Annotated in this window: 16 protein-coding genes; 9 read left to right on the forward strand and 7 right to left on the reverse strand. The window is 70.7% G+C overall.

Features of this window, described 5'->3' with window-relative positions; translation table 11 throughout:
- Nucleotides 1-9 precede the first annotated feature (9 nt).
- Nucleotides 10-1,248, reverse strand: a complete 1,239-nt coding sequence (locus G6O69_RS05100) for a hypothetical protein (protein WP_172302404.1) — start codon at nucleotides 1,246-1,248, stop codon at nucleotides 10-12.
- On the reverse strand, nucleotides 1,245-3,620 hold the full coding sequence (locus G6O69_RS05105; protein ID WP_172302405.1) for a hypothetical protein: 2,376 nt from the start codon (nucleotides 3,618-3,620) through the stop codon (nucleotides 1,245-1,247). Before G6O69_RS05105 ends, G6O69_RS05100 begins: the two co-directional genes overlap by 4 nt.
- A 43-nt stretch (nucleotides 3,621-3,663) precedes the next feature.
- On the opposite strand from G6O69_RS05105, the gene G6O69_RS05110 reads away from it, so the two are divergent.
- Together G6O69_RS05110 and G6O69_RS05115 are read left to right on the forward strand one after the other, a co-directional pair.
- Nucleotides 3,664-4,029 carry a TerB family tellurite resistance protein gene (locus tag G6O69_RS05110; RefSeq protein ID WP_172302406.1) on the forward strand — a complete coding sequence of 122 codons (366 nt, stop codon included), beginning with the start codon at nucleotides 3,664-3,666 and terminating at the stop codon, nucleotides 4,027-4,029.
- A gap of 204 nt (nucleotides 4,030-4,233) precedes the next feature.
- The gene (locus G6O69_RS05115; protein WP_172302407.1) at nucleotides 4,234-5,832 is read left to right on the forward strand and encodes an IS1182 family transposase; all 1,599 of its coding nucleotides are present in this window, start codon (nucleotides 4,234-4,236) and stop codon (nucleotides 5,830-5,832) included.
- A 215-nt stretch (nucleotides 5,833-6,047) separates the two neighbouring features.
- Here G6O69_RS05115 and G6O69_RS05120 read toward each other — a convergent pair whose 3' ends face one another.
- Together G6O69_RS05120 and G6O69_RS05125 are read right to left on the reverse strand one after the other, a co-directional pair.
- Complete coding sequence (locus G6O69_RS05120; protein WP_172302408.1) at nucleotides 6,048-7,781, reverse strand: IgGFc-binding protein; 1,734 nt, start codon at nucleotides 7,779-7,781, stop codon at nucleotides 6,048-6,050.
- An 88-nt stretch (nucleotides 7,782-7,869) separates the two neighbouring features.
- A complete protein-coding gene (locus G6O69_RS05125) occupies nucleotides 7,870-9,228 on the reverse strand; it encodes a hypothetical protein (protein WP_176396638.1) in 1,359 nt (452 codons plus the stop codon).
- A 208-nt stretch (nucleotides 9,229-9,436) separates the two neighbouring features.
- Between G6O69_RS05125 and G6O69_RS05130 the strand changes: the two genes are divergently transcribed.
- From G6O69_RS05130 to G6O69_RS05145, 4 genes are all read left to right on the forward strand, one after another.
- Entirely contained in the window at nucleotides 9,437-9,940 is a 504-nt protein-coding gene (locus tag G6O69_RS05130) for a hypothetical protein (protein ID WP_172302410.1), read from the forward strand.
- Between the two features lie 51 nt (nucleotides 9,941-9,991).
- Nucleotides 9,992-11,560 carry an OmpA family protein gene (locus G6O69_RS05135; protein WP_172302411.1) on the forward strand — a complete coding sequence of 523 codons (1,569 nt, stop codon included), beginning with the start codon at nucleotides 9,992-9,994 and terminating at the stop codon, nucleotides 11,558-11,560.
- Nucleotides 11,561-11,940: 380 nt separating this feature from the next.
- Complete coding sequence (locus G6O69_RS05140; RefSeq protein ID WP_217909771.1) at nucleotides 11,941-12,804, forward strand: carboxypeptidase-like regulatory domain-containing protein; 864 nt, start codon at nucleotides 11,941-11,943, stop codon at nucleotides 12,802-12,804.
- 105 nt (nucleotides 12,805-12,909) lie between these two features.
- Nucleotides 12,910-14,067 (forward strand): DUF3089 domain-containing protein, encoded by a 1,158-nt coding sequence (locus G6O69_RS05145; protein WP_172302413.1) that lies wholly within the window; start codon nucleotides 12,910-12,912, stop codon nucleotides 14,065-14,067.
- A gap of 45 nt (nucleotides 14,068-14,112) precedes the next feature.
- Here G6O69_RS05145 and G6O69_RS05150 read toward each other — a convergent pair whose 3' ends face one another.
- Entirely contained in the window at nucleotides 14,113-14,547 is a 435-nt protein-coding gene (locus tag G6O69_RS05150) for a ribonuclease III domain-containing protein (RefSeq protein ID WP_172302414.1), read from the reverse strand.
- A gap of 84 nt (nucleotides 14,548-14,631) precedes the next feature.
- Nucleotides 14,632-16,272, reverse strand: coding sequence for a zinc-dependent metalloprotease family protein (locus G6O69_RS41920; protein WP_172302415.1), 1,641 nt, complete (start codon nucleotides 16,270-16,272; stop codon nucleotides 14,632-14,634).
- Nucleotides 16,273-16,378: 106 nt separating this feature from the next.
- On the opposite strand from G6O69_RS41920, the gene G6O69_RS05160 reads away from it, so the two are divergent.
- Together G6O69_RS05160 and G6O69_RS05165 are read left to right on the forward strand one after the other, a co-directional pair.
- Nucleotides 16,379-17,092 carry an SDR family NAD(P)-dependent oxidoreductase gene (locus tag G6O69_RS05160; RefSeq protein WP_172302416.1) on the forward strand — a complete coding sequence of 238 codons (714 nt, stop codon included), beginning with the start codon at nucleotides 16,379-16,381 and terminating at the stop codon, nucleotides 17,090-17,092.
- A complete protein-coding gene (locus G6O69_RS05165; RefSeq protein ID WP_172302417.1) occupies nucleotides 17,089-17,406 on the forward strand; it encodes a hypothetical protein in 318 nt (105 codons plus the stop codon). Before G6O69_RS05160 ends, G6O69_RS05165 begins: the two co-directional genes overlap by 4 nt.
- On the opposite strand, the gene G6O69_RS05170 is transcribed toward G6O69_RS05165, so the two are convergent.
- Nucleotides 17,397-20,039, reverse strand: a complete 2,643-nt coding sequence (locus tag G6O69_RS05170; protein WP_176396639.1) for a hypothetical protein — start codon at nucleotides 20,037-20,039, stop codon at nucleotides 17,397-17,399. The two genes, G6O69_RS05165 and G6O69_RS05170, sit on opposite strands and share 10 nt — an antisense overlap.
- Nucleotides 20,040-20,226: 187 nt before the next feature.
- On the opposite strand from G6O69_RS05170, the gene G6O69_RS05175 reads away from it, so the two are divergent.
- Nucleotides 20,227-20,562 (forward strand): antibiotic biosynthesis monooxygenase family protein, encoded by a 336-nt coding sequence (locus G6O69_RS05175; RefSeq protein WP_172302419.1) that lies wholly within the window; start codon nucleotides 20,227-20,229, stop codon nucleotides 20,560-20,562.
- Nucleotides 20,563-20,566: the final 4 nt, after the last annotated feature.

A 20,566-nucleotide genomic window follows, 5' to 3' on the forward strand; every position in this document is an offset into this window, starting at 1 on the left:
GCCGAGATCTCAGCGCGGGTGCCTGGGACCGAGGGCCAAGTTGGCACCCAGGTAGACCACGAAGCGAAAGCCGGCCAGGGCCAGCAGCGTCTCGATCGCGCCGTCGAGGCCGCGCGCGGGGATCCGCCAGGCCGCGACGGCGATCGACACGGCCAGCGCCACGGCGTTGATCACCAGCTGGGCCCGAAAGCGCGACAGCGCGGTGAGGGTCTGGGAGAGCATGTTGGCCAGGCCCACGATCACGGCCGCGACGGCGGCGAGGATCAGCTGGTCGTGATAGGCCACGTAAGCCGGGGTGTAGGCGTAGCGCAGGTAGAGATCTCCCGCGACGATCACGATCAGCAGCCCCGCCCCGTTGAGGGCCGCGACGGCGGCGAGGAGCTTGGCGAGCAGGGCCCAAAAGCCGCGCGCGTCCTCGGCGGACAGCCGCGCCAGCCGGGGGATCGCGGCGTTACCCAGGGCCATGTTGAACACGCCGCTGGCCTGGATGATCGACAAGACCGCGGCGAAGAAGCCGACCACCTCGAGGCCGTGGCTGCCCTCCAGGACGTAGGCCGGCGCGTTGAGGGTGAAGCCGAGCAGGCCGGCGGCGAGGCCCATGGGCAGGGCGTGGCGGGCCAGCGCGCGCAGCTGCGGCCAGTCGAAGCGCGGGCGCGCCGAGCCGGGCTCGCCGAGGGCGGCGGCCCTGGGCAGGTCGTAGAAGAGCGTGACCGCGGCCAGGCCGGCGGCGACGAGGGCGAGGGCCGCCACCTCGCCGCCGAGGCGCAGGCCGAGGGCGAGCAGGCCGATCCACAGCCCGCCTCGCAGCGCCCGCGAGATCCCGATGCTGCGCATGGTCTCGGCCCGCTGCGCCCGCGCGTAGAGGATGTCGGAGGCGCAGCCGCTGGCGCGGATCAGCCCGACCAGGAGCACGGCCACGGCGGTCTCCCACGGCCACCCGCGGACCAGACAAAAGCCGGCCGTGGCCGCCAGCGCGAGCGGCAGCGCGACCAGGCGCAGGGCGAAGGCGTGGGCGAAGGCCCAGCGCCCCTCGGCGGCGACGACGAAGACCGGGCGCAGGTGGAGGTTGGCGAACACGAAGATCGGCGTGGCCACGGCCAGGCCCAGGGAGTAGCGACCCAGAGCCTCGGGCGAGCCCAGCTTGGCGACGACCATGAGCGCGAGCCACTGGGCCGCGGCGAACACGAGCTCGCCGAGCAAGGTCCACGACAGGCTGCGGCGCACGGACTCCGGGCGAGCGCCGCTCATGGGTCCGCCCTCGGCTGCTCCCTCATGTCATGGCCGACCAGCGCCTCCGCGACGCGATCCGCCAGGGCCTCGCGGCGGCGGCGTGCCTGCGGCTCGGCCCGCCGGGCGAGGAGCTCGTCGAGGACCAGCTCGGCGCGCTCGAGGGACTCGCGGTCGCCCAGGCGCAGCAGCCCGAGCACGAGCATCTCGTCGATCACCGCGAGGTCGTCCATGCGCGAGCGATCGCGGGCCTGCTCGAGCTCGGCCACGGCCGCGCGGGTCTGCTCGGGGTCACGAAGGGCGTAGCGCGCGTCGGCCCGCAGCTTGTGGGCCAGGGCCTCGTCGGGGCGCAGGCTGACCAAAAAGCGCGCGTGGTGCAGGGCCAGCCCGGGGTTTTTGGCGGCCAGGGCCAGCTGCGCCTGGAGGCGCAGGGGCTCGGGATCCTCGGGGTGGGTGCGCACGCGGGCCTGGGCCAGGGCGCGGGCGTGGGCCGGCGAGCGCTCGCGCAGGGCCTGGGCCAAGCTCGCCCAAGCCCCGGCGTCCTCCGGGGCGAAGGCGGCGAGCGAGCCCGGCTCTGGGAAGCGCTCGAGCAAGAAGTCGATCAGCTCCGGCGGCGCCGGCTCGCGCAGGTGCTCGAGGCCCCCGCGCAGGTGCTCGATGGCGTCGAGGGGGCGCCCGAGCTTCGCGGCGGCCACGGCCGCGAGCAGGCGCGCGTCGAGGGCCGCCGGGCGCAGGCGCGCGGCGACCTCGGCCCGCTCGGCGGCGGCCGACCACTCGCCGGCCGCGGCCAGCTCCCGCGCCATCACCAGGTGCACGAAGGGATCGAGGGGCGTGTCGAGCAGCGCTGTCGAGGTCGCCCCCGCCGGGGCATCACCCGCCAGCAGGGCGAGGTCGCGATCGTGGCGCGCCGACCAGCTCTTGGGGATCGCGGTCACGGACATCGCCACGCCCACGATCGCCCCGAGCCCGGCCACCACGAGCACCGCCCGCGGGGTCCACTCGCGCGCGCCAGCCCGCGCGCGCGCCAGGCCCAAGGTCCCCGCGATCGCCACCACCGGCGCCGCCACCCCCAGATAGTCGAGGCAAAAGTCGGCCCCCGCCTGGATCGCCACGGCCAGCAGCCCGCACAGCGCGACGCGCCGCGCCGCGCCCTCGGCCGCGCGCATGCTCGCCAGCCACCACAGCGCCAGCGCGACGATCAGCCCAAGCCCAAAGACCGGGCCCCACTCGACCATGGCCGCCACCGGCGTGGACTCGAGGTGGGTGAACTGCACCACCCCCGGCTGCGAGTCGACGAGGGGGAAGAGGTCCACGAAGGCCCCGCGCCCGACCCCGAGCGCCGGCGACATCGGGATCAGCCCGGCGCCCTCGTAGGCGACGCGAAATTTATCGATGAAGGCCTGGCGATCGCCCAGGGTCGACAGCTGCGCCCAGGCGCCCTCGCTGGCGGCGATCGCCAGTAGGACCGCCACGCCGATCCCCGGCAGCAGGCGGCGAGCCCAGCGGCCCTCCCCCGGCCCGGCCACGGCGCGCCGCGGGCCGCCGCGCGTGCCCAGCCAGGCGGCCAGCGGCGCGACGATCAGCGCGGCGACCAGGGCCGCGCGGGACATGGAGAGCACCAGCGCCGTGGCCTGGACGACCACCGCGCCCCAGGCCAGGTACGCGCGGTCGGCCAGGCGCTCGCGCTCGTGGCGATCCCCCCGCGAGCGGCTCGCTCGCCTGCGCAGGTCCATGGCCAGGGCCGCGGTCACGAACACCCCGAGCAAGAAGAGCGCCGACTGGTGGTTGGGGTTGACGAAGCTCGTCAGCAGCGGCGTGCCGCGTCCTTGGCCGAGGGCGAAGAAGTCCTGGCGCGGTCTGTAGACGCCGTAGATCGCCTCGGCCCCGGCGAGCTTCTGGACCAGGCCGATCAGCGCGACGGCGCTGCTGGCCACGGCCACCTGCGTCGCGACCAGGCGCCAGCTCAGCTGCGCGGCCGCGACGAACAGCCCGGTCAGCGCCAGCAGGCGCGCGCACTCGAGGGCCGTCTGCCCAGGCTGCACGCTCAGCCGCGACCACGGCCACGCGCGCGTGCCCGCGAGCAGCTCGCCGAGGGTCGAGCGCAGCCCCGGCGCGAGCGCGTCGAGCAGCGCCGGCGGCAGGGGCATCCACTGTAAAAAGGTCAGCCCGGCCGCGGCCGCGCCCAGCCACCACCACGCAGGTACGCGCAGCGCCGCGCGGTCTCGCAGGCAGCGACGCAGCAAGAGCGCGAAGACCACCACGCAAAACGAAGGAATCACACAGGGCTTGACGCCGCCTAGACACAGCGCCGGACCGGCAACGGCGATCAGCAAGAGCGCGCGCGACCACGGCAGCTTGCTCGCGCGCTCGCCTTGCTGCGCCGGCTCGGACACCGCGGCATGGTAACGCGAAAGCGGGCCTGCTACCGTGCGCCCGATGAGCGCTGACAAGCAGGTCCTCGAGTCTCTCGCCCTCCTCTACCTGACCTTCGGCCACAGCACGGACGGCATCCTCAGCGGCGAGGAGATGCGCGCCCTCGCGGACAAGCTGCGCGCCTGGGCCCCCGACGCCGCCCTGGGTGACATCGGCGAGCTGCTCAAGACCACCGTCGCCACCTACAAGGGCGCCGAGGACAAGCTGCTCACCGCCCGCGGCGCCACCGAGGCCCTCCAGGGCAAGCTCGAGCCCGACCAGCTGCGCACGATCCTCGCCGACCTCGAGGCGATCGCCGCCGCCGACGGCCACGTGTCCGCCGAAGAAAAGCAGTTCATCGCCGACACGACCCGCAGCTTCGGGCTGTGAGCCCCGGCGGACCCTGGCTCGCGGACCCTGGCTCGCAGGAGGCGGGGCCCGCCGCGGTCCCGCCATCAACCCCGCCTGCCAGCGCCTAGAGCGGCGCTCTAGAGCGGCGATCAGTTTGAATTGTTAATAGATTCCGATCGCTTAGCGGCGCGGTTCGACAACGTCTGGCGGTCGTGATCCCGTAGGCCTCGCACGAGGCCACGCATGACGCTCCCCCGCTGGAACCCTCCCGTCACTCTGTCTCCCCGCGAAGCCCGCATCCGCAAGCGCGTCGGCAAGAAGCGCAAGCTGTTTGGCTTCCTGTGTGACCACCGGCTCGAGCTGTTCGACGACGACTTCCAAGCCGAACTCGAGCAGATGTACCGCGACACCGGAGCCGGGAAGAACCCGATGCCGCCCGCACTGCTCGCCATGGCCCTACTGCTTCAGGGCTACTCCAACGCGTCGGACTCGGAGGCCGTCGAACTCGCCGCCTGTGATGCTCGATGGCAGCTGGTCCTCGGCTGCCTTGGTTGCGATGACCCGCCGTTTTCCCAGGGCTCGCTGTTCAACTTCCGCGAGCGGCTCATCGCTCACGACATGGACCGCAAGCTGCTCGAGCGCACTCGGGAGCTCGCCAAGCGAACTGGCGCCTTCGACTTCAAGAAGCTGCCCAAGAAGCTCGACGTCGCCGTGGACTCGAGCCCGCTTCGAGGTGCGGGTCGGGTCGAGGACACCTTCAACCTCCTCGCTCACGCGGCGTGGAAGGTCGTGCTGTGCGTCGCCGAGCTACGCGCTCGACCGGCGGAGCTGCTCGTCGACGAGCTCGGCATCCCGCTGCTCGCGGAGCCGAGCATCAAGAAGGCGCTCGATATCGACTGGTCCAACCCTGCGGCCAAGAGCGCGGCGTTGAACCGTTTGCTCGGACAGATTGAGACGCTCGAACAGTGGGTCGAGACGAACCTGTCGAGCGAGAGCAGCAAGCCTCCGTTGCAAGACCAGCTCGCGCTACTCGAGCAGCTACGTGGACAGGATCTCGAGCCCGACCCCGACCGCGGAGGCCAGCGCATCAAGCGGGGCGTGGCGAAAGACCGGCGTGTGTCCGTCGAGGACCCCGACATGCGTCACGGTCGCAAGACCAAGACGAAGTCCTTCAACGGATACAAGCGCCACGTCGTCGTCAGTCTTCACACCAAGCTCATCCTCGCTGTGACGGTGGCTCCGGCGAACCAGCCGGAGAAAGACAGCCTCCCCACGCTCGTCGACCGAGTCGAACATCTGGGCCTCGAACTCGCGAGCCTGCACTTCGACCGGGGCTACATCGAGAGCTCGGACGTCCCCGAACTCGTGGCCAGCGGCGTCGAGGTCATCTGCAAGCCATGGCGGCAGTCCAACGGCGACAAATTCGCCAAGACCGACTTCAGCCTCGACTTCGTCAGCCAGACGGTGACCTGCCCAGGGGGACAGACCCAACCCATGCTCCTCGGCGAGAGCGCCCGCTTCGAGGCTGATGTCTGCAACGCCTGCGAGCTCAAGCCCAAGTGCACGACCTCGGACCGGGGCCGAGGCCTCCGAATCGCCGCCAACGAGCCGTTGCAAGCGAAACTACGGGTCCTCCAACGAGCACCGCGCGGACGCGCGCGACTGCGACAGCGCGTCGTCGTCGAGCATACGCTCGCTCATGTCGGCCAGCGCCAAGGCAACCGAGCTCGCTACCTCGGCATACGCAAGAATGAGTACGACTCCACGCGAGCGGCAGTGCTCGTCAATCTGCAGGTCATCCAGCATGAGCTGGAGTGCCCGAAGCTGGCAAATGCGGCGTAGCTCACCGAATTCAAACTGGTCGCCGCTCTAGGAGCCCGTGGTGGAACCCAGCGCGGCTCCTGGCGCCGGTTTTTTCGTCGAGGGCGCGAAGCCAAAACGCCGCTGTACCGGGCGTACTGCAAGTTTTGGCGACAAAGCCCTCGGCGAAAAGACCAAGCCAGGTGTCGTGTTGGGTTTCACCACGGGCTCCTAGGGAATGAAGATCTGCTCGACCTTCATGCCCCCGGGTAGCCGTAGGCCGCGGGGTACTTGGTCGCCTTCGCGTCGAGGCCGTTGGGATAGTTGGCGATCACGTAGCCGACCTGGAGGATGCCGAAGGGATCCTCGCTCTGGATGTCGTGGGCCCCCGAGACGATCTGGACCGTGGCGACCTCGTAGTTGCCGACGGCCTCGTAGCCCGTGACCGCGCTGCCGTCGAGCATGACCTCGGCGGAGTCAGCGGTGCGGATGACCTGGACGTAGTCGAGGTCGTAGCCCTCGGCGGTCACGAACAGGTAGCGCTCGAGGAACTGCGCCGTGGGGATCATCTGATACATGGCCGCGTCGCCGATGCCCCCGGCGAGCAGGTGGCGGGCCGTGTACTGCACGGGCATGAAGGGGCCGTCGCCCGAGAGCACGAAGTCGGTGCCGTTGGGCACGCTGAACTCGACCCAGTCGCCGCGCGACTCGAAGTGGAAGGGGCTGCCGTCCACGGCCGGCTCGGCGGTCACGGTCACGTTGTCGTCGCCGGCGAACACCCGCCAGTAGTGCTCCTCGTCGGCGCGCGTGGGTGAGTGCGCGCAGACGTACTCCTCACCCCAGTAGTCGAGGGGGATGACCTGCTCCTGGACGTGGTCCGTGGTCCCATAGCAGCCGTCGGGGGCGCTGGAGGTCCCCGTGGCGCAGTAGGGCACCTTGATGCCCACGACCCCGGCCATGACGAGGATCGGCTTGTCCGACCAGACCACCGTGCCCGAGAGGTCCTGCTCGTACTCCGCGGCCCCGAGGTTCGCCGAGGCGGCGATCCGCATCAGGTCGTGGCGGTTCATCGTGTACTCGCCGGTCTGGCCGACCTCGACGAAGGGCAGCGGCAAGTTGTTGCCCGCGGTCTCGATCGTCGGGTTCCACCACACCGTGGTCTGGTTCTCGAGCGCGATCACGTTGAAGTAGCTGGGCTCGGCGAAGGGGTCGTAGGCGAAGATCACGAAGTCTTCGCGGGCCGAGTCCTCGGGCAGCAGCAGCGAGGACTCGTTGGTCGCGGTCTCCTCGTAGGGCGAGTGCTGGTAGGCGATCACCGGCAGGTCGCTGACCACGTGGTACATGCCGCCGGACTGGAGCTTGGAGGTGCCCGCGCCGTTGTTCTTGTTCTCGGTCAGGTCCTCTTCGAACTCGAAGACCACGGTCTCGCCGGGCTCGAGCAGGACCGGCTCCCCGACCGCCTCCTCGAGGTTCGAGCCGATCGGGACCAGGTAGCGCTGGACCGTGGCGCTGGCGTCCTCGTTGGGGTTGCCCACGACGATCGCGTCGGCGACCCCCTCGGCCCCGGTGTTGATCATCATGCCCGCGGCATAAAACGAGCAGCCCGCCGACGAGGGCAGCTCCTCGGTGAGCTCGCAGGGGCCCACGCACACGGCCCCGGTGCAGTCCGGGTCCTCGTCGGAGCAGGCCATGCACGAGTCGTTGGTCCCGCAAAAGGACTGCTCCCACTCGAGCCCCGTGGCCGCGCAGGTCTCGAGCACCGTGTCGCTCTCGCATTGGGTCTCGCCCGGGACACAGATGATCTGCGGGCTGTCGTCCTCGCTCTGGCCGACCTCGTCGTCGGGGGCGACATCGTCGTCCTCGCCGACGGAGGACTCGCTGCTGCCCTCTTCCTCGGCGGCGGGGCAGCCGGCGAGGGTCAGCGGGAGCGTGAGCGAGGCGAGCGCGAGGAGCCCAGTGAAAGGAGCGGGAGCGGCGAAGCGAAGGGCCATGGCGTCAACGAAGGTGTCGGCGAAGCGCGAGCGGGGGAGAGGGGAGAGGGGGGGAGGAGGGAAAGAGAGGCGACGAGCGGGCGGGCGCTCAGGGGTTCTCGACCACGAAGAAGTCGATCCACGCCTCGAGGTGATCTTCGTAGACGTCGCGGGCCTTGGTCTCGAAGATGATCGAGCTGCCCTCGATGGCCAGCGCGTCGTAGTTGAGGGTGGTCCCGAGGTTGTCGGTCACGCCCTCGCGGAAGGTCTCGACGACCTGCTGGTTGTCCTCGACCAGCTGGGTCTCCTCGGCCGCGACGGCGCCCGAGCCCTGGCCGCTGAGCACGGTGACCTCGCCCGCGCTGAGCGTGATCGCCGAGGTCTCGTCGTCGAGGTCGACGTCGATGCCCATGGACGCGAGCGCGTAGCCGCAGTAGCCGTCGGCGATGCGCCAGACCCGAAACTGCGAGTCGAGGGCCTGGCCGTTGGGCTGCCCCTCGAGGGACTCGAAGGTCACGCCGTAGGTGCCCTCTTCGTCGGGCACGCCGTCCTCGTCGTAGCGCCGGGGGATCTCCCCCTCGGTCAGCATGCGCTCGATCATCGCCTGGAGCATCGCGATGTCGAAGTCGAGGACCATGGGGATGCCCGTGGGCATCTCGCCGGTGATGTCGAGGCCGCCGCCGGCGGGCAGGGGCAGGTTGCTCTGCATCGCCAGGGCCATGGTGTCCTCCTCGGGGAAGACCAGCAGCTTGCGGGCCAGCAGGCGCACGTCGCCGTTGCCGATCTCCCACGAGTCCAAGGTCAGCAGCTCGGTCTCGCCGTAGGTCTCCTGGATCTTCTCCTCCATGAAGCGCCCGAGCGCGCCGACGAGGGCCTCGTGATCCTCGGTGACCAGGCCGAAGGCGCTCAGCCACAGGTCTTGGACGCGGAGGTTGGAGTAGTCGGCGATCAGCACCGTCGAGGTCTCGCTCTGCTCGCGCAAGATGATCGGCACGCGGAATTTGACCGAGCCGATGCCCGCGCCCTCGGGCTCCTCGTCGATGCCGATCAGCACCGTGTTGAAGTCGAAGGAGTACTGCACACAGGTCGAGCAACCCTCGAGGGACTCGAGCTCGATCACGGGGTCGCTGGTCGCCTCGAACTCCAGGGTGCCCGGGCCCGAGAACCACACGAAGGGCAGCTCACCGGTGAAGGGCACGTCCGAGCCGACCACGCCCTCGAGCAGGCGGTTGAGGCCGTCCTCGGAGAACTTGATGGCCACGGGGTAGGGATCGCCCTTGGGTACCGATTCGAGCAGCGTGCCCTCGGACTCGGCGACCTCCAAAAAGCGCGCGCTTTGTTCTTCGCAGTCGAAGTAGAGGTCCTCGCCTCGGCAGCCGCCGAAGAGCGCCGCGCTCAACCCTAGACAGCTGCCCAGGATATACGCGCCGCCCCGCCGCGAGCGGTTGTGTTCAAGCCAATGCCCCATGACCAACAGTGTGGCGGGCCCAAGGCGTCAGCACAAGCTCGCAGCAGCTGCTCAGCCATGAACGCGAGCCCAGGCCATGACATGAATGTCATGGGTCCGAGTCGCCGGACCCAGGAGCGCTGATTTCGCTGTAGCGTGGCCGCCCCTGACGAGCGCCTCGAAAACACAATCGCTCCTCTTGGCGACAAAATGCTGCTACGGTCCAGCCGTGGACACGGTGTCGACGATTCTCCGACCACGGCGGCTGCTCTTGGCGCTCCTGCTGCCGACCCTCGCCGGGGCCGCCTGCGTGTTCGACTCGGACGAGATCGGGGCCGACGAGGTCTCCGACGACACGACCACCGAGAGCGGCGCGGTCTATAGCGACGAGACCGACACCGTCACGGACGACAACTGGACGGCCGAAGAGACCGGCCCCTTCGAGACCACCTGCCGCGACGCCATCGATTGCCTGGTCATCTGCCAGTCGCTGGCGATCGTCGACCCCGACCCCGAGCCCGATCTCTCGTGCTTCCTGGAGTGCGACATGGGGCTCAGCGAGGACGAGGCCTACCTGCTGATCAAGCTCGCCGAGTGCATCGGCAACGTCTGCGCAGAGAGCGGAGACTGCGGGGCCGAGTCCGACGACACGACCTGCCTGACCTGCATCGCCGCCATGGCCACCGACCCCGAGCCGCCGGGCTGCATGGAAGAGGCCGCGGCCTGCCAGTAGGCCGCCCCTCCAGGACCCTCCTCCAAACCGCGCTTCCCCTCTCGAGTTGCGATGAACCCCCCCGCGCGCCCACTGCTCATCCCCTGCGGACTCTCGCTGTGCCTGACCCTCGCCCCCACGCTGGCGCGAGCGGGCGCGCCCGAAGCCGACGCTGCCAGCGACGACGCTGCCAGCGACGCGCCCGAAGCCGACGCGCTCGAAGCCGACGCGCCCGAAGCCGACGCTGCCAGTGACGACGCGGCAGCTGACGCCGCCAGCGACGACGCGTCCGCAGCCGACGCCCAGGCCTCGGGAGCGGTCTCCCTGTCCTCCGCGGGGGCGGACGCCGACGCCGACGCGAGCGCCGACACCGACGCGAGCGCCGACGCCCCCAGCCGCGGCGTCGACTCCCGCGAGTACAAGCGCACCGACGTGCCATGGATCAGGCGCTGGGCCCCCGAGCGCAACATGGCCGAGCTCGGCATCTACGGCGGCCTGTTCTTCCCCGCCGACGACCACGACTTCTACAACCCGGCCAGCGGACAAAAGCCGCTGTGGAAGCTCAACGGCAGCGCGGGCCTGCGCGCGGCCTTCTTCCCCCTCGAGTACCTGGGCATCGAGGCCGAGGGCGGCGTGATGCCCTCGCGGGTCCGCAACTCGACAAACGACTTCGCGCTGCTGTGGTCCGCCGGCGGACACATCATCGGCCAGCTGCCCTTTTGGAGCGTCACCCCCTTCGTGCTCATCGGCGCCAAGGCCATGGGCACCTCCGGGCCGGCGATCTTGCTGGGCAACGACGTCGACCCGGCCATGCACTGGGGCGGCGGCCTCAAGGTCTACGTCAACCGCTGGCTCGCGGTCCGCGTCGAGGGTCGGCACATCCTCTCGGCCAAGGAGGCCACGCAAAACTCGGTCACCAGCCACGCCGAGCTGCTCTTTGGCCTGTCCTTGACCCTGCCCCGGGCCAAGCCCAAGCCGACCCCGCCGCCCAACCCCGACCGTGACGGCGACGGCTTCCCCAACGAGCGCGACAGCTGCCCCGACACCCCCGGCGTGTCCCCCGACGGCTGCCCGCCCCGGGACAGCGACAACGACGGCTGGGTCGACACCGAAGACGCCTGCCCCTACGAGGCCGGCGTCGAGCCCGACGGCTGCCCGGTCCGCGACCGCGACGGCGACGGCATCCCCGACGAGCGCGACAGCTGCCCCGACCAGCCCGAGACGGACAACGGCTACGAGGACACCGACGGCTGCCCCGACGAGATCCCCGAGAAGGTCCGCGAGTTCACCGGGGTCATCGAGGGCATCGAGTTCGAGTACGACTCGGCCGGCGTCCGCGACGTGTCCAAGCCGATCCTCGACCGCGCCATCGAGGTGCTCGAGGAGTACCCGGACATCCGCATCGAGGTCGTCGGTCACACCGACAACGAGGGCACCGCCGAGTACAACGAAGCCCTGTCCAAGGAGCGCGCGGACGCGGTCAAGCAGTACCTCGTCGACGGCGGGATCGCCAGCGATCGCGTCGAGACCCGCGGCGCTGGCCAAAGTGAGCCGATCGCCTCCAACGACAGCGAAGACGGTCGCGCCAAGAACCGGCGCACCGAGTTCAAGATCATCAAGGCCAAGCGCGTCGAGCCCTGAGCCCGCGCGGACGCCCCCCGATGCGCCGGCACGCTTCGTGCCGGCGCATTTTCGTATCTATCGAGCCCACGCCGTAATTGAACATTGAATGAAGTGTGAAAAAATGAGTGGAAGGTGAGCAGCCATCGACCCTCGGGGCTTCATCTGGTCCCCAGAGCCCCATTGAACGCCTCCCGGACGTCGACCGCGGCGATACTATCCTCGAAGAACCTCATAATTTCCCACCCTCGTGAGCGCACTTTTGCGCCGGCGCGCCCCCCAGCCGGCGCAGCTTTACACCTCCCCTGGCACGCGGGGCCCCGCTGCGTCCCCTCGCCGGTGGTAAGCTGTCTCCACGCCCGCCCCCCCGACCTCTCGCGGGCGCTTTGGAGACACTACACATGAACATTGCAAATACTTTGAAGCGCACCCTCCCCGCCTTCGCGCTAGCCAGCGCCGGCCTGCTCGGCGCCGGCTGTGCCGACGACGCGACCCCCAGCGGCAGCGACGAGGCCGACACCGGCGACAGCGAGTCCGAGTCCGACAGCGGCGAGGAGTCCGAGTCCGGGTCCGGGACCATGGAGACCGAGACCGACACGGAGACCGAGACCGAGACCGAGACCGCCGCGACCGAGATCAACGTCAGCGGCGAGGTCACGGACTTCTTCACGATGGCCGGGATCCCCGGGGCCAACGTCTCGGTCCTCGACATGCCCGGCTTCGAGACCGTCAGCGACGAGGAGGGCGAGTACGCGATCCCCGGGATGCCGCCCAACACCGAGGTCTTCTTCCTGATCGACGGCAACGAGGACACCTACTGGGGCGGCATCCGCCCGGCCACGATCCCCGAGGCCGACGTCGACGACCTCCAGCTCGGTCAGGTCAGCAACGAGCTGATCGACACCCAGCTCAGCTTGCTTCAGCAGCAAGACGAGAACGTCACCGCCGACGAGACCAAGGGCGTGGCCATCGTGCGCCTGCGCCAGCCCACGGCCACCGGCGCCGTGGTCACCTTCGAGCCGGCCCTGCCCGATGGCAGCTACTACGGCGTCGACGCCGACAACAAGCCGGTGCTCAACGGCGACACCATCGACTCCTCGCTGCTGCCCTTTTGGGTCGCCTTCAACCTCGAGCCGGCCGACGCGGGCACCTACTCCGTGAGCGTCGAGCACCCGGAGCGCGAGTGCACCGTGCTGCACCCCTCCTTCCCCACGCTCCCGCGCTACGTGACGCTGATCGAGATCGACTGCCCGCCGGCGCCCTGACGCGACGGGTCCCCAGTGGATCCAGCAGCCCCGGCTGCCCGAGAGGGCGGTGGCCTCGACTCGGGCCCCGCCCTCTCTCTCCACCAAGCCCCATCGAGACCAGCCATGCCCAGCCCCCCCCAAGCGAAGACCCCGAGACGAGGCCAGCGCCTGCGCCTCGCCAAGCTCGCCCTCGCCGGCCTCGTCCTGCTCGCCCTCGCCTCGGCCCTCGCCCTCGCTACCATCGACCGCTGGCTGTTTCGCGTCCTCGACCCTGGGCCCTTCGACGCCGCCGCCTCGCCCCCGGCCCCCGACTACGACGACCCCGCCGCCTGGGCGGCGCTGCCCGAGCGCCGAGACGGAGCCGACCTCGCCCTCCCCGAGCTCCCCGCCATCGACCAGATCGACCAGGCGGCCGCCCCCGTCGACGTGTTCTACCTCCACCCCACCACCTGGCTGGGCAGCGAGTGGAACGCCCCGATCGACGACCCCGAGATCGTCGCCGCGACCACCCGCGGCGCGACCTCGATCCAGGCCAGCGCCTTCAATGCCTGCTGCGCCGTCCATGCGCCGCGCTATCGCCAGGCCAACGGCCAGGCGTTCACCCACCCCAGCGCGCAGGGCGGCCAGGCCATCGACCTCGCCTACGCCGACCTGTCCGCTGCCTTCGACCACTTCCTCGCGCGGACCGACGGCCGCCCCTTCATCCTCGCCGGTCACAGCCAGGGCGCCATCCTCGGCGCGAGGCTCCTGCGCGAGCGGATCGCCGCGCAGCCAGACCTGCGCGCGCGCCTGGTCGCCGCCTACCTGCCCGGCGCCGCCCTGCGTCAGGGCAGCGTCGCGGACCTGGCGATCTGCGCGAGCCCGACCCAGACCGGCTGCGTGATCAGCTGGAACGCCCGCGGCCCTCGCTTTCAGCCCAACGCCTTCGAGCTCGACGCCGAGGACCCCGACACCATGCGCGGGCGCGTCTGCGTCAACCCGATCTCCTGGACCCTCGACGGCGCCCACGTGCCAGCGCAGCAAAACGCCGGCGCGGTGTTCTTCGACACCAAGGACCCCGCCTTGCTCCCGCACTTCGCAGACGCGCAGTGCGTCGACGGCACCTTGGTGGTCACCGAGCTCGGCGAGCTCGAGCGCGACTTCATGAGCGCCCTGCTGCTGTGGGCGATGGGCCCCGAGGACTACCACCCCATCGACATCCAGCTCTTCTACGTCGATCTGCGCAACAATGCTCGCGCACGCGTGGACGCCTTCTTGGCCACCCGCCCCGGCGAGGGCTGAGTCCCGACGGGGCTGAGTCCCGACGGGTCTACGGGATCCGAGCGCTCAGCGACGCTTGCGAAGGCCGGCGATCGCGGCCTCGATCCGCGCCTCGATCTCGGGGATCACCAGGGCCTCGAAGCGCTCGCGCTCGCCACCCAGGATCCACCAGGCGATCAGCGCCTCGAGGGCCGTCGCCGCCCGATACTCGCGCACGCTCCCGCTGCGCGTCCCCGCGGCCCGCACCGCCGTGTTGCGCCCGCGCCGGACCACCGCCTGCTCGCGCTCGTCGAGGACCTCCGCCGCGAGCAGCCCGGCGAGCAGCTCGGCCTGCGCGACCGCGTTGACGATGCCCGCGCGCAGCTTGTCGAGCTTGTCCGTGGGATAGTCCCCGCGCCGAGCCAGGCGCAGCCGGACCTCGCGCTCGAACTCGGCGTCGCCGATCCAGGCCAAGGTCCGCAAGGATCGCTGACGCAGGGGCTCGTCTTGGGCGTCCGACACCGCGGGCATTATGCACGAGCCGGCGCGCCAGGACCCAGCGCCCCTGCTCGAGCTCAGCGCTCAGCGCCTCGGCTCGGCTCGGGCTCAGCGCGCGGCCGAGAGCGCGCGATCCCGCCGCTCGACGCGGGCGAGGTCGATCGCGTGCTGCTCCCCGCGCCAGTCCACGCGCGTGAGGGCGTCGATCTCGTCGAGGTCCAGCTCGAGGGGCGCGATGATCACCTCGCTGGCGTCGTCGCTGAGCGGCGAGACCACGGCCAGGCTCTCGCGCTGCCCGCCCTGGCCGTCGCTGGCGAGGATCCGCTGCTTGGCGCTGAGCTGCTCGGGGTGCGGGGCCGGGCCGCGGAAGCTCATCCACTGCTCGCTGCCGTCGGGGGAGATCAGCCCCCAGAGCAGCGGCACCTCGGCCGCCGCCTCGCCCTCGGCCGCGCCCTCATAGTCCCAGCTGGTCAGCGTCTCGATCCGCGCGAAGGTCTTGTTCCACGTCCAGTCCGAGACCCACGAGTTCGCGCAGTAGGTCATGTAGTCGTGGGAGCCCGTGGGGCTGTAGAGCTGGGCGCTGCGGATCCCGAAGCCGTACACCCCGATCTTGCCGCCGTCGTGGGGGTAGGCCGGATCCGTGCCCGCGGCCTCGGTCGCCGCGTTCGGGCAGTAGACGTGGCGCAGGCCCTGGTTGTGGCCGACCTCGTGCACGAAGGTCCGCGCGCTGCCGCCGGCCGGGGCGTCCTCTTCGTACTTGTAATAGACCGTGGCCGCGACCCGGCCGAGCGCGGCCTCCTTGCTGGCGTCGTTGAGCTGGGCGATGCCGGCGACGTGGCTCAGCGCCGGGGCGCGGATGTTGAGCAGCGCGTGGTAGTAGACGTTGGCCTCGGCCTGCTCCTCGGAGCGCAGCGCGCTCATCACCCCGAGCAAGGTGCCCAGGTTGGTCAGCTGGGTGTCGTACTCGATCGGCTCGTGGACCGTGAATTCGACGGACTGGAGCGGGTTTTGCTGGAGCAGCTCGGCCTCGAAGAGCGCGAGGTCGTCCTCGCTGAGATCGACGGAGGTCGGCTCGGCCAGGTAGGTGTAGTCGATCGGCACGAGCATCACCTTCATCTCGAGGGTGGTCGACTCGTAGCCGATCTCGGCGAAGTCCGCGGGCGAGGCGTTGACGCCCTCGGCGAGGCTGGCCGGGCCGGCCTCCTCGCCCGACTCGCGCAGCTCGATCCAGTACTTGGTCCCGGGCAGGGCCTCGTCGGCGTAGATCGGGAAGTAGAAGCTGGTCGCGAGCTTGCGGGGATCCGAGTCGGCCTCGACGGTCAGGGCCTGCACGCGGGGCTCGAGGCGCTCGCCGTCGGGGGTCTCGAGGTGGAGCTGGGCGATGATCTCCCGCGGCTCCCAGCCCTCGGCCACGCTGTACTGCACGCGCAGCAAGGTGTCGCGGTTGCGGACCAGGTAGGCGTTGCGCTCGTCGGCGGGGATCCACGCCGCCCCAGCGCTGATCGCCACGCCGGTGCCCTGATTGGCCTCGACCTCGACGATGTCGATGCCCACCGCCGGCGGCCCGATCACCAGCTGCTCTTCTTCCTCGCCGCCGCTCTCTTCCCCCGACTCACCCGACTCGTCGGCCTCGTCGGCCCCGCTGTCTGCGCTGACCTCGTCGGAGGTGCAGGCGAACGAGGGGGAGCAGAGCGCGAGGGCCCAGGCGAGGGCGCGCGGGGAAGAGGAGCTCAGCTTGTCACGTGACACCGAGGAGACGGTCTCACGAGGAGACAGGCGCCTTCAAGCACGCAGATGCTCGCGCCGCCGCGGGGATCACTTTTGCTCCGAGGGTGCGAGGACTAAGCTCGCAGCGATGAGTACTGCGTCCAGGGAATTCGAAGATCGCGTCGTCGTCGTCACCGGTGGCACCGGCGGCCTGGGTCGGGCCGTGGTCGCCGCCTTGCTCGAGGCCGGCGCGCGCGTCCACGTGCCGGTGTTCGAGGACCAGACCCCCGCTGGCGTCGAATTCGCGGATCACGAGCGGGTCACTTTCGTCCACGGCGTGGCCCTCGACGACGAGGCCGCCGCGGCCGACTTCTACCGCCGCACGCCCCCGCCCTGGGCCTCGATCCAGATCGCCGGCGGCTTCGCCATGTCGCCCGTGGTCGACACCAGCTTCTCCGCCTTCGAGTCGATGTGGCGGATGAACGTGGCCTCGTGCTTCCTCAGCTGCCGCGAGGCCGTCCGGCGCATGCGCGAGGGCGGCGGAGGCGGCGGCCGGCTCGTCAACATCGCGGCCCGCCCCGCGCTCACGCCGAGCGCCGGGATGATCGCCTACGCCACCGCCAAGGCCGGCGTCGCCGCGATGACCCGCACCCTCGCCGAGGAGCTCGCCCCGGAGAGCATCTGGGTCAACGCCGTCGCCCCCTCGATCATCGACACCCCGGCCAACCGCGCCGCCATGCCCGACGCGGACCACGGCAGCTGGGTCACCCCGGCGGCCCTCGCCCAGACCATCGTGGGCCTCGCCAGCCCCGCCAACCAGTGCGTGCGCGGGGCCGTGCTCGAGGCCTACGGGCGCGCGTGAGCGACGAGGGCGAGAACCGCGAAGCGAGCGAGCGCCGTGAGCACGCGGCCCTCGCTCGGCTCGGGGCGACCCTCGAGCGCAGCGAGGACGGGGCCGCCGTCGACCTCGACCTCTCCGAGCTCGAGTTCGAGCGCGACGACGGCCCCGCCGTCGCCGCCTGGGTCGACCACCTGCGCGCCATCGCCCAGACCCACGGCCGCCTGCGCGTGCACGCCTGCCCGCAGATGCTCGCGCACACCCTCTACAAGGTGGGGATCCTGCGCGGCGGCCGGATCACCCTGGTCGCGGTCCGCGAAGAAGAGCCCTACGGCTGAGCCCGCCCGCCCTTGCCGCGCAGGCCAAAGCCGACCAGCGTGATGTCCACGGCCACGAAGGCGCCGAAGCGCAGGGCCCCGACATAGCTGCTGATCGAGTCGGTCTCGTCGCCGTTGCTGTCGTAGGTGGTCACGCTCAGCTGCTGGGCGAAGGGGCTGTAGGACGCGCCCAGGCCGAATACGAAGGGCGACTTGGCGGCGCCGATGGTGAAGTAAGCCCCGGGCGCGACGATCCCCGCGAAGTTGAAATTGCTCGGCTCGCCGAGCACCGTCTCCTCGCTGCCGCCCTCGCTGGTGTCCTGGGTGAGGCTGTCCTCGAGGCTCCACTTGGAGGTCGTGATGCCGCCGATGTCGATCACCGAGATCATCGCCCCGAGGTGCCAGGGGCGCTTGCGGTGCACGCCCACCGGGCCGGTCAGGTGCACGCCGATCGGCGCGAAGAGGGCGAACTCGCCGTTGACCAGGCCCTGGCTCGTGGTCCCGTCGGACTGGAGCCCGGCGCCATAGAGGCCGCCGCCGTAGGCCCCCAACATGGCGTTGATGGCGACCACGCCCTGGCGATACTTGAGCTGGTAGCCGCCGGCCGGAAAGGCCGCCTCGAGGGCCGCCGCGACCTCGTCGCTGGACTTGGCGTTGGCGACCTCGATGAACATCGGCAGGTAGCGGCGCAGCTTGTCGAGCTGGCTGTCGAGGGTGCGGGCCGAGTCGCCCTCGGCGCCCGCCGGGGCGTGCTCGCGGATCAGGTCGTCGAGCAGCTCGAACAGGCTCATGGTCGCCTGACTCCAGTCGCGGTCGCTGAGGTCGCGGGCGACCGAGTAGAGGTCGCTGGCGTCCTCGAGCAGCGCGCGCAGGATCGCGAGCGAGGGGTCGACGGCGGCGGCCGTGTCGGCTGCATCGGTGTCGGCCGCCGCGGTCTCGGTCGTGTCGCCCATGTCAGCCGCGAGGGCGAGCAGCGCGGCCTGGTCCGCGAGCGGGCGGGGGCTGGCGAGCAGCGCGGCGCCGGCCTGCGTCCGCGTCGAGCCCTCGGGCGCCGCGGCGCTCGCCTGGTCCGCGCCGCGCTCGGCCCGGACCTTCTCGAGCAGGTCGATGATGTCGAGGCCGATGCTCGCCAGACCCACGGCCGCGACCGCGGCGGTGTCGAGCACGTCCTCGGTGGTCGGGCTGCGGTCGTAGCTGCTCGACAGCGCGTCGATGCGATCTTGGAGGGTCTGCACCAACGCCACGCTGTCGGCGATGATCCGGTGGAGCTGGCGCAGGTGCACCGGCTCGAAGCGCAGCTGGGCGTCCTCGGTCCACCCGAGCTCGGGGATCATCTCGGCGAGGTGCTCGCGGACCGGAAGCGGGATGTCGTTGACGTGGCGCTCCACCCCAAAGGCCACGCCGAGGCTCTTGTAGACGTCGTTGAGGTCGCGGTTTTGGCTGACGATGGCGTGGCTCAGGGCCGAGGACAGGCGGAGCATGGCCATGGTCTCGGCGCAGCTTCGGTCGGCCGCGGCGATCTTGGCGTCGGCGGACACCTCGCCCGCGGACAGCTGGGCGTGGCTGCGCTCGCAGTCGATCTCGTCGATCTCGTGCAGCGAGACCAGAAAATCGAGCGGCCCGCCGTGCTCGCGGGCGTCGCGGGTGAGCGCGAGCATGACCCGGAGCATGGTCGCCGCGTGGGCGGAGGCCGGCGCGCGGACGGAGGTCAGCGCGAGCAGGCGGTCGGGCATCCACTCGAGGTCGGCGACCAGCGCGGCGTTGAGCGAGGCCCCGATGCCGCTGAGCGACATGCTGGGGTCGGTGGACGCGAGCACCTCGCAGGTCCGCGGGATGAACAGCCCCGGGTCCGCCGTGCAGATCGCCTCGCTGAGCTGGTCGCGGACATAGGTGATCGCCTCCTCCTTGGCGCGGTCGATCAGGAATTGCGCCAGGCCCTCGAAGGCGGTGCTCGCCGCCTCGCCCAGCGAAGACAGCGTCCCGATCGACTGGGGCGTGCCCGGCTCGCCGAGGTCGACCTCCTTCACGAACGCGAGCTTGGCCTGCTCGAAGCTCGCCGGCGCGGCCGTGAGCACGTCCAGCAGCTCCTCGGCGGTCTTGTCGAGGACCTCGACGAGCTGGGTCAAGCGCACCGCCCCGTCGGCGAAGATCCCCCGCAGGTGGACGACGTCGTCGGCCGTCAGCCCGCCGGACAGGCCGGCGATGTGATCGCAGAGCCCCGCCAGCTGGGTCCCGAGGCCCGCGAGCTCGCTGGCGGCCGCGAGCACCTCCGCGTCGGTGGAGTCGTCGTTGAGCTGCTGGAGGCGATCGAAGAGATCGCTGCGCCCGGAGTCCGAGAGCACATAGGGCAGGTCCACGCTGACGCCCACCTCCCAGTCCCGCGCGCCGAGGTCGTCGAGCTTGGCGCAGGCGTTGGCCAGGCGGGTGGAGGCGTCCGAGCTGATCACCACCTGGATCGGCACGCGGATCGGCTCAGTCTGGGCGACGCGCTCGTACTCCTCGGCGGAGAGGAAATTCAGCCGCGCCTCCGGGTCGCGCGCGGGCGGCTCGGCGGCCGCGGCCGGGGGGGCCCAGGCGAGCGGGAGGCCGAGGCCGAGGGCCAGAGCGAGAGGACGAAGGGCGCGGGCGCGAGAAGTGGAGCGAAGGCGGAGCATCATGGGAGCACGCGAGCTTCATGGTAGGGCCGGGGCGCAGTGGGTTGCTACTCCGGCCGGGGGTCTGGGAGGCCGCGGTGCCAGCAAACCATTTGGCGTCGGCTCGCTCGCGCTCACCGCGAGCATTTTTTTTCAGCCGCGCTCGTCCTCGATGTCACCTTCCTGCGGCCCGCTCGGTCTTGGAGACATGACCAACGCTGCCGCGAGCATCGACGCCCAGGCCGAGCGCCTGACCCTGATCAACGTCTACGAGGTCGAGCCGGCCAGGCAGGCCGAGCTGGCCCGGGCCCTGTCCGAGCTCACCGAGGCGGGGATCCGCCAACAACCCGGCTTCGTCTCGGTCTGCGTGCACAGCAGCGTCGACGGCAAGCGGGTGATCAACTACGCCCAGTGGGCCTCGCAGGCCGACTTCGAGGCCTTCATGAGGCGCCCCGAGACCCGGGCCCAGCTAGAGACATTCGCAGCCATTGCGAGCTCGGTGACACCCAGCATCTACCGGGTGGACGCGGTACATTTGCGCTGAGGTG

The organism is Pseudenhygromyxa sp. WMMC2535 (genome assembly GCF_011083025.2).